General features: G+C 32.0%; 7 protein-coding genes. 4 read left to right on the top strand and 3 right to left on the bottom strand.

Annotated features, from left to right (window positions below):
• The first annotated feature begins 303 nt into the window (after nucleotides 1-303).
• Together V5787_RS08875 and V5787_RS08870 are read left to right on the top strand one after the other, a co-directional pair.
• The gene (locus V5787_RS08875; protein WP_336892887.1) at nucleotides 304-633 is read left to right on the top strand and encodes a hypothetical protein; all 330 of its coding nucleotides are present in this window, start codon (nucleotides 304-306) and stop codon (nucleotides 631-633) included.
• Nucleotides 634-638: 5 nt separating this feature from the next.
• Nucleotides 639-863 carry a hypothetical protein gene (locus V5787_RS08870; RefSeq protein WP_336892886.1) on the top strand — a complete coding sequence of 75 codons (225 nt, stop codon included), beginning with the start codon at nucleotides 639-641 and terminating at the stop codon, nucleotides 861-863.
• A 450-nt stretch (nucleotides 864-1,313) separates the two neighbouring features.
• Here V5787_RS08870 and V5787_RS08865 read toward each other — a convergent pair whose 3' ends face one another.
• The 3 genes from V5787_RS08865 to V5787_RS08855 form a co-directional block, all read right to left on the bottom strand.
• Nucleotides 1,314-2,729 (bottom strand): hypothetical protein, encoded by a 1,416-nt coding sequence (locus tag V5787_RS08865; RefSeq protein ID WP_336892885.1) that lies wholly within the window; start codon nucleotides 2,727-2,729, stop codon nucleotides 1,314-1,316.
• Between the two features lie 5 nt (nucleotides 2,730-2,734).
• A complete protein-coding gene (locus tag V5787_RS08860) occupies nucleotides 2,735-5,368 on the bottom strand; it encodes a TIM-barrel domain-containing protein (RefSeq protein WP_336892884.1) in 2,634 nt (877 codons plus the stop codon).
• Nucleotides 5,369-5,921: 553 nt separating this feature from the next.
• Nucleotides 5,922-6,074 carry a hypothetical protein gene (locus V5787_RS08855; RefSeq protein WP_336892883.1) on the bottom strand — a complete coding sequence of 51 codons (153 nt, stop codon included), beginning with the start codon at nucleotides 6,072-6,074 and terminating at the stop codon, nucleotides 5,922-5,924.
• Nucleotides 6,075-6,620: 546 nt separating this feature from the next.
• On the opposite strand from V5787_RS08855, the gene V5787_RS08850 reads away from it, so the two are divergent.
• On the top strand, nucleotides 6,621-7,160 hold the full coding sequence (locus tag V5787_RS08850; RefSeq protein WP_336892882.1) for a sigma-70 family RNA polymerase sigma factor: 540 nt from the start codon (nucleotides 6,621-6,623) through the stop codon (nucleotides 7,158-7,160).
• Between the two features lie 2 nt (nucleotides 7,161-7,162).
• A complete protein-coding gene (locus V5787_RS08845; protein WP_336892881.1) occupies nucleotides 7,163-8,473 on the top strand; it encodes a hypothetical protein in 1,311 nt (436 codons plus the stop codon).
• Nucleotides 8,474-8,776: the final 303 nt, after the last annotated feature.

The raw sequence follows: 8,776 nt of genomic DNA, 5'->3' as shown, positions 1-8,776 counted from the left end.
CTTCTAGGGTCTTCTACCTTACCAAAAATACTGACTAATTTACTTTTTGAATCCATAATTATATTTACTTGATTATCAGTGTAATACATAAACAACTACAAGCCAATCGAATTAACTTGAAAAAAGCGTGAGTTTACCCTGGTTATTTTTTACTAGATTAGGCATTCGTAGAAAAGTTGTTTTAAATTTTTTTGGCAAAGCAAAGATAGTATTATATCTGAAATTTGTACAGAAAACAGGATTGATAAAAAATAATAAAGGAAAGGAACTGTCAGGCTCTACTCTACTAGTCAAAGAAAAAAAATGAAATCCAAATCTAACATAAGAAAAGTAACCTTTCTTATAATATTACTAAATTGCCTATTTATTAGCTGTACTTATAATACAGAAGAGGCAACTGACAAGACCAGCAAGACGCTTCCTAATGGCAAGTATTTAGTTGTTGAAAAAATCACTAAAGCAAGCTCATCATGGGGCGTTCTTACAAACCATTATTATGGAACATATAGTTATAAGTATAAAATTTCAATACCCCAAGAAGACATTAATTGGAATGGAGGAAGTGGAGAACCCAAAAACATTCTTTTCTGTAAAGACACAACATATATTCGATATCTCAAAAAAAGATTATAAAAACTATGTATATTGATTCAATAGATAATACTACTAAATATAATTATCATTCAGAAATACAAGAGGTTTTCCAAAAACATATAGATGAACGTTATTTTTTCAAACTTTTTGGAAATGATTTTTGGGTAGATATTCCATCAGAGAATTACTCCTTCTTAAAGAAATCTTGTGAAGACTACGATATTCCAAGCGACAATGAATTATCACTAAAGTTTAATGTAAATGATTAGCTAAGAATAACCTGTATTTAAAAAACTGTAACTGCCATACTCTCAGCCATAGCATTGCAACACATCTATTAAAAAAAGGCACAGACTTTAGAGAGATATCTAGCATCTTTTAAGGTATGATAGTAGTAATACCAAATAAACATCAAACTAAATTAGTTTCTATTTCTTTTATATTTCAATATAAAATAGAACCGTAATCTACGGCTATGCTTATCTTTTTTATTTCTTCTAAAGAAAAAAATAAATCAAATTTATTATCAACCACTCTGAAATTCATTTGGTATAATAAGACAATACAAGGTGTTGTTTTTTGGAGACTTTGAAAAACAAGACACAAACTCAATGAAACGGAAAGATGTTATATGCACTAAATTTATTCAAGACAGGATTTCGACACCAAACATCTGGTGTTAAAGAAACTAAACCCACAAAAACACTCAACAAATAGATTTATTTATTGAGTGTGGAATTATTAAATACATGATTATTGAAACCTTCATCACTCACTTTCCCCACAGATATACCCGTACAATTTTTACTGTTTTCGTCAAGAATAACAGGATAACCAGTAAGATTATGCAAGATTATATTTGAAGCCGAATAATTCTCATCTCTTTGAAGAAGACCAATTGTATGATTGTCTCCACCAATATTAATTTTTAAATTTTGATCTGGATTGGACACTGCAGAACGAAGAGTTATTTTATGATTGCTTCCTATAATGATGGCTGCATGACCACTACCGTTATAAGATTCCCCTTTATAGGACAATAAGGTAATATCAGCATTCGTACCTTGATCACGTGTATAATCTACTCCTAATGCTGGACCATATTGAGTATCAGCATAACAGTCTACAATATCTCCATTACCAATACAAAATCCTCTTTCATTACCAATAAGTGTACAGCCCTTGACATATTTTTTTCCTGTAGCATGAGTTAGCGTAATTCCTGATCTCATGTTTTTCACTGTGCAATTGATAATCGTAGGGTTAGATGTTCCCCTTCTATATTCCACACCATCAATCACTGTCTCTCCTCCATTATAAGCTCTTATACCTCCTTCACCCAGAGACATCATATAACCTTTAGGTAACTTGTAGCCAAAAACAGTTTTAAAATCCAATTTGTCTGCATCAGATCCAGTACCTTTCTCTGCCAACATATCATCACTAGATCGCATTTCACCTTCGATATAACAACCTTCTATCAATGGTTTGTCAGCCGCTTGCATAAAAAGAGCATGCCCATAAGACCTATGGATGATTGTGCAATTTTTCACATGATTTTTATATCCTCTAACTAAAAAAGCTGAATGTTTTCTGTGTTTAATCACACTTCTTCCTCCCTTACCAAACGCTTCTCCATAACCATAGGGATAAGAACCTTTAGTCGATATATTAAACCCCTCAATTCTATTATTTGCTCCATCCATTACTATATTGGTGGCACGCCGTACAGGAGCATCGTGTACTGAACCCAAATCAACAAGCCTAAGATTTTTAACTACATTGTTATTTCCAATGATTTGTATTTCATAAAGTTCTTCATTCTTATTCGGAAAAGCAGCAAATACTTCTGTCTTCACATTTATCGTCACATCAGTAAAATCATAATTACTATTATTTCCCGAGATAAGAAAAAGAACATTCACATGATTCTTGACAACAGTTGTTTCAGGGAAATTGCCCTTTTTAATATCCTTAGCTGTTATTGTATAAGTTCCTGGCGCCAAGGTCACATCAACATTATCCTGCATTAGATAGGGCAAAAGTCCTTGCAAGGAATTGACTTTTGTTTGCGCATAGATACCCGTACTCAAACACACTAAAAAAATCAATAGATAAAATTCAGGTTTTCTCATATATATTAAAAATCAACTTTTATTTCACTTCCATTAAAACTCACTTTTTGCTGGATTTTGTATCCTACCATTTCAACGACAAAATCCATTGGATTTTTCTCAAAATTAATATACTCCCCATTACCCTTAACAATACTCAATTCCTTATTGGCCTCTGAATACGTCAATTTCAATTCGGAAAAATCACCCTTTTCATACTCATAAGACTCATTATCATCAAAATACAATGTGTATTCAGCATCTTTACCTGGATATATTTTTAATTTTAATGGCTCGTCCGTTTTTTGAGTAGCATACTGTACTTTTGGTCCAATTGGTAAAATGCTTCCTGCCTTTATAAACATTGGTATTTCATTAAGTTCTGCTTTTATAGAAATCGTTTTTCCTCCTTCAATTTTTTCGTTTGTCCAATAGTTATACCACTGCCCTTGTGGGAAATACATTTCTTTTTCACGTTTCTTAAATTCTGTTACAAATCCGACCATGATAGATTCCCCAAAAAACAATTGATCTTTAATTCCCCATGTGTTTTTATCCTCTGGATAATGATACACTAAGGGACTCATCAATTGTCTACTGTTATTGGTGATTTGCCAAGCTTGAGAATAAATATATGGCATCAACTGGTAACGTAAATCAATGAACTTACGAGCTGTGCTTTCAAATGCATCATCATATCTCCAAATTTCAGTTTCTGACACATAACCGTGTATACGAAATATAGGACTAAAAGTACCAAACTGAAACCAACGTGTTAATAACTCAATATATTCTGGATTAGTGTATTGGCTATCAAACTCAGGATTAATAGATTTTGAATCCCTAAAAAAACCTCCGATATCATGTGTCCAATAGGGCACTCCTGTCATTGTAAAATTAAGACCTGCTGAAATTTGTTCTGAAAACTGCTCCCAAGAAGCCTCTACATCTCCTGACCATGAAGTCGCACCATAACGCTGTTGACCAGCATATGCTGAACGAGTTAAATTAAAAACACGCTCATTAGGAAACTCCTTCCTTCTACCTTCATACATCGCTCTTGTAACTTCCAAAGAGTATACGTTATGAACCTCTTCGTAAGGTCCTACAGCTGTCATAACTTTTGTGTCATTTACTCCTTCAGGTTCTGTGCCGTCTAACCAGATAGAACTCACTCCTATATGAAACATAGAATCGCTTAACATTTGATAAAATTGCTCACTCGTTTTTTTATCATAAATATCTATATAGTTACTGCTTTTTATGATATCAAGATCATATTTTTTAACCAAAGGATCATTCTTTACCTCTGGCCATACAGATACCATAAGCTTCATATTCAATTCTTTTAACTCATCTACCATAGCTTTCGGATCTGGATATTTCTTTTTATCCCACTCTGGTCCTTTTGTTTTCTTTGGCCAGTAAAACCAATCTTGTACAATATAATCCACAGGGATTTCTCTTTTCCTCATTTCTCGAGCATTCTCCAATAATTCAGCTTGATTGTGGTACCTTTCTCTACACTGCCAAAATCCATAAGCTGCCTTAGAAAACATCGGTGCTTTTCCTGTTAGCTGTTGAAACTCAGCAATAACTTCTCCTGGATTACCTCCTTCTACTAAATAATAATCTATCGCAGTTCCTGTCGCACTACTAAATACAGTTTTATTAAAATCTGGCTTGTTGTAAAACAAATTTCCAGGGATTTTAGCTCTTGTATTTTTAAATACAATTTTATACGCTTTGCCTGCCTCTAAATATTTTTTCCCAGAATACCTTCTTGGCACCCATATCGTAGAATAATTGATAATTTCATCATCATTTATTGTCACTTTAATCTCACCTCGCATACGACCTCCATTATCACTCAAGGCCATAAAAGTATATTCTCCTGTTAACTCAGGAGTAAATGTAGTTTCACGGATGTTTTTATCTGCTTTCTCAGTAGTAATATATGCTGCTACATTTTCTTTTTCACCAGTCGTGCTAAGTTCTTTCTTCTTCTTTTTATTTTTTAATTTGTTAGTCGAAGCAAATCGAATCTCATTTTGAGGTTCGTTAATATCCGTAAGGCTATAATTATGCCAATAGATGCCATAACCTTTGGTAGAAACCAAAAACGGAATCGCGATCTCCTGATTGTACTGTTGCAAGCGAATGGGTACATTTTTCCAATTCATGATACCGCTCTGAAACTGTCCTAAACCGTACAAGGCCTCATCCCCTGCAAGAAATGCCTGTGATATTTTATTTCCTTCAGTACTATTTGGGTTTATATACGTAAGCTCCTTTGTTTCTGACACCAGTATTTTCTTATCTTTTGTTTGGTATTTTATAAGACCTTCACTATCTACAAATACATTTAACGCAGCCGTACTAATCATTAATAAATCTTTATTTTCTTTTACTTCCCAAGCTACATCTTGAGGTTCCAAAACCGTAACATAATCTGGAATGCTCGAAGGCTCACTACCAACCTTAATTTTATGAATATGAATAATTGATTCATTAACAATTTCAATATTAATAATTAGACTATCCTGATAGATAGTAACTCCGTTATCCGTTTTTTCGAAGTTAAATTTTGATTGACATCCAATCATTAATAAAACTAGTATGAACAAGCCTAAAACAGATCTTTTTTTTATTCTTTCCATATGATTTATAATCTTAATTGTTTTTAATTATTAGTAAACCCTCTTGGGAATAGCAATTCATATTAAAATTCCATCCCTTATTTCAACAATACAATTATAAATAATTCATCAATAAGTATTTATAACTCATCAATCATAGTGTATTAAACATGACCCATTTTTCTAAAACACATTCTTTCTATGATTTAAAGAAAACTGAATTCCAAATCTTATTCAATTGACGAACAGTCAAATGACAAATAAAAACCTTACGTATCAAGCCCTGTTTTCCTAAAGCACTTATTACTTCAAGTATCTCAGTATATATAAGATTTCTTAGCTGAAACATTTATCTACCCCCCCCCTTGCTTTCTTTAATTTCATAAAGCCCTTATATCCACAGCAACTGTCGTGTCGTTAATCTTATTAAAATTGACAAGGTCTAAAATTTAATCATACTAATTCCTTGCTAAGGTTATTTTATAATTTACTATGATGTGCATAATTATAATACACAGCACCTTCCATTTCACCTGCAGCATTATAAAACCAGGTCTGAATAAATGCAGGTCCTTTAGGTAAGTTTCACTCCATTTTTATTAGGCTTAGCGTCTTTTATTTCGTCAACATAAACTTTATCTCCATTCCATATTTTTATACGGACACTTTCAATATTCAAATTCTTACCCGGACCCGAAGAGGTTAATGTTGTTTCCTTTTCCTCCATTCAATAACTTAACGCAACAAATCTAAATTTATAGATTTGTTGCGTTAAGTGAATAATATAGGCGACTTAGCTCAATAGCATGGATGATTATTCAGCTCTTTTAATGGAGGAAAAAGAGCAAATAATATTCCTATAAACCTGAACAGGACAGGTTCTATAAATTAATAATTCTGACAAAAACACAATGCGAAATTAGCTAAATGGTGCGTAAAATAACTGGTTATAAAACACCTAATGAAATTATGGATATTGAACTAAAAAATGTAGTTTAGTAACATCATAAAATTAGTGTCAATTTATTATGTTAGAACATCGAATCCAACTTGTCTTTATAGATATCTAGGATGCATTAGGTAAAAACTATAGCTGCTGTAAAACACCCAAACAAATGAGTTCTTTTTTTGCCTCCAATAACTATTCTATTTGGAACTAAAAAATCTAACTTGAAGAATCTAATACCTCGTTAAAAAAAAGGAGTGAAAACAACAAAACTCACTAGTTAAAACAGATAAGAGAACATAAATTAGCCCTGCTAAAACACAAATAATGACGCTTCCACAGATCATAGAAGACTGCAAAGAAAACAAGCCGGAAGCACAGGCAATGATTTATGAATTATTTGCACCAAAGCTAATGGCAATTTGCTTTAAATATTCTAAAAACAAACAAGAAGCCGAAGACAATCTACACGATGGATTCCTTATCATTTTTAAAAAAATAGATCAATTCAAACACAAAGGATCTTTTGAGGGGTGGATGAAAAGAATTGTAATTAATTGCACACTACAAAAATACAGAAAGAAAAATGTTTTACAATTAACACAGGAAGAAGCACAGGAAGAAATATTTGTCGAAGTTGAAGAATCTGCTTTAAATATAGATGATTTATTATATATGATTCAGCAACTTCCCAATCGCTATCGACTGGTTTTTAATCTGTATGTCTTGGATGGATATACTCATAAACAAATTGGAAATATGCTTAACATCTCTGATGGCACCTCAAAATCAAACCTATCAAGAGCTAAATTAATATTGAAAAATAAATTAGAAAACAAGGAACTAAAAAACCAAAATACTTTTTAGATATGGAACCTAAAAATATAGAACGGTTGTTTCAAGAAAAACTAAAAGATTTGGAGATTACTCCAGACTCAGCTGTATGGAATACAATTGAAACTTCTCTCAATCAAAAGAAACAAAAAGGAAAATATTTTATCTGGTTTCGATTTGCTGGAATTGCTGCTGTCGCATTATTGGGTTTTTTTATCTACAATAATTATAATGTATCCAATATTGAAAAAATCCTTGAAGACAATAGCATTACAAATACAACTCCAATACTAAAGGAAAATATAAAAGAAACAGACCTAGAAAAGCTGGTTAGAAAGACAATCATAGAATCAAACCCTAATCTTATTGTTAACAGTCCTACAGTTCAAAAAGAAAAAATAACACAACAAAAGACAACTCAAAAAACAGCTAGCACCCCTATTATTGCCGTAGTTCCAACTAAATCAGAAAGCTCAATTGATCACAAAAAATTTGACATAACACAATCAAAATCTATTTTCAATGAAATTAGTGAATCTAAGCAAGCTGTTTTGGCAAATAAAAATACTGCACAGATAAAAAAAGCTAAAACCACTGCTCCTAAAGACAAACTCGACCTTGCTGATGTTCTGAAAGAAAAAGAAGAGGAAAAAGAGTTAAAAAAATATTCTTGGGCAATTGCCCCTACTGTATCACAATTGTTCTCAAGCACCTTGGCAGGCAATTCATCTATTGACGCCAGTCTTGATCAAGCAACAAAAAAAGGGAATAATTCTACTTCCTATGGAGTCAGGATAGCTTATCAAGCATCAAAAAAATGGCAATTTCAAACTGGAATTCACCAATTAAATCTCAAACAAACCACAGAGGATATTCTATTTATTTCAAACTCTAGTAGCGATTTATTTGGAATTAGCTATTCAGATAAACCTAGCATAACTGACGCAGTTGCAAACGATTCCTTTATCGGATTTAAAACTGATAATAGTGAAGGAAGTATCAATCAAACTTATGGATATATTGAAATCCCATTTGAAGCAAAATATGGTTTGTTTCATACTAATATTTTTAGTTTTCATTTAATTGGAGGAGTCAGTACCTTATTTTTAACAACCAACAATTTACAAATTGAAACCCGAAACACTTCTTATTCTGCAGGAGAGGCTACCAATTTAAATCCAATAAATTTTACGTTAAACTTTGGTTCAAACGCAGAATACCATTTTAACAAAAAATGGTATTTCGATATTTCTCCCATGATAAAGTTCCAAACAAATACATTTGATACAAATACCAACAAACCGTATTTCTTTGGTATGTATACTGGAATTAATTATAAGTTTTAAACTTTTAAAAAATCATAAATTAAAATCCACCTTCTATAATTGACGAAAGTCATAATCTGTTTTTCTCTCTGAGAAAACCCAACAAAAAAATAAAATTTTAAGACCGTTGCATAATGCTCTTTTCAGTTTTAGATTTCAATTCTGACTTTTTAAATCTAAAATTTAAGACCGTTGCAAGGTACATGACAAAAACAAAGACCCAAACTTAGGGTGTAAGTCATTGTTTGTTAACTTATTAAGATGTATATTCAAGCCATGAAACTACAAATAACACCTACTTTTGCAGATAGCATTTGTGATTTA

Source organism: Flavicella sp. (assembly GCF_037132785.1).
In the GTDB taxonomy this organism is placed as follows: domain Bacteria; phylum Bacteroidota; class Bacteroidia; order Flavobacteriales; family Flavobacteriaceae; genus Flavicella.
The sequence above is the reverse complement of the archived record's forward strand: the minus strand, read 5'-3'. Positions and strand labels throughout refer to the sequence as shown.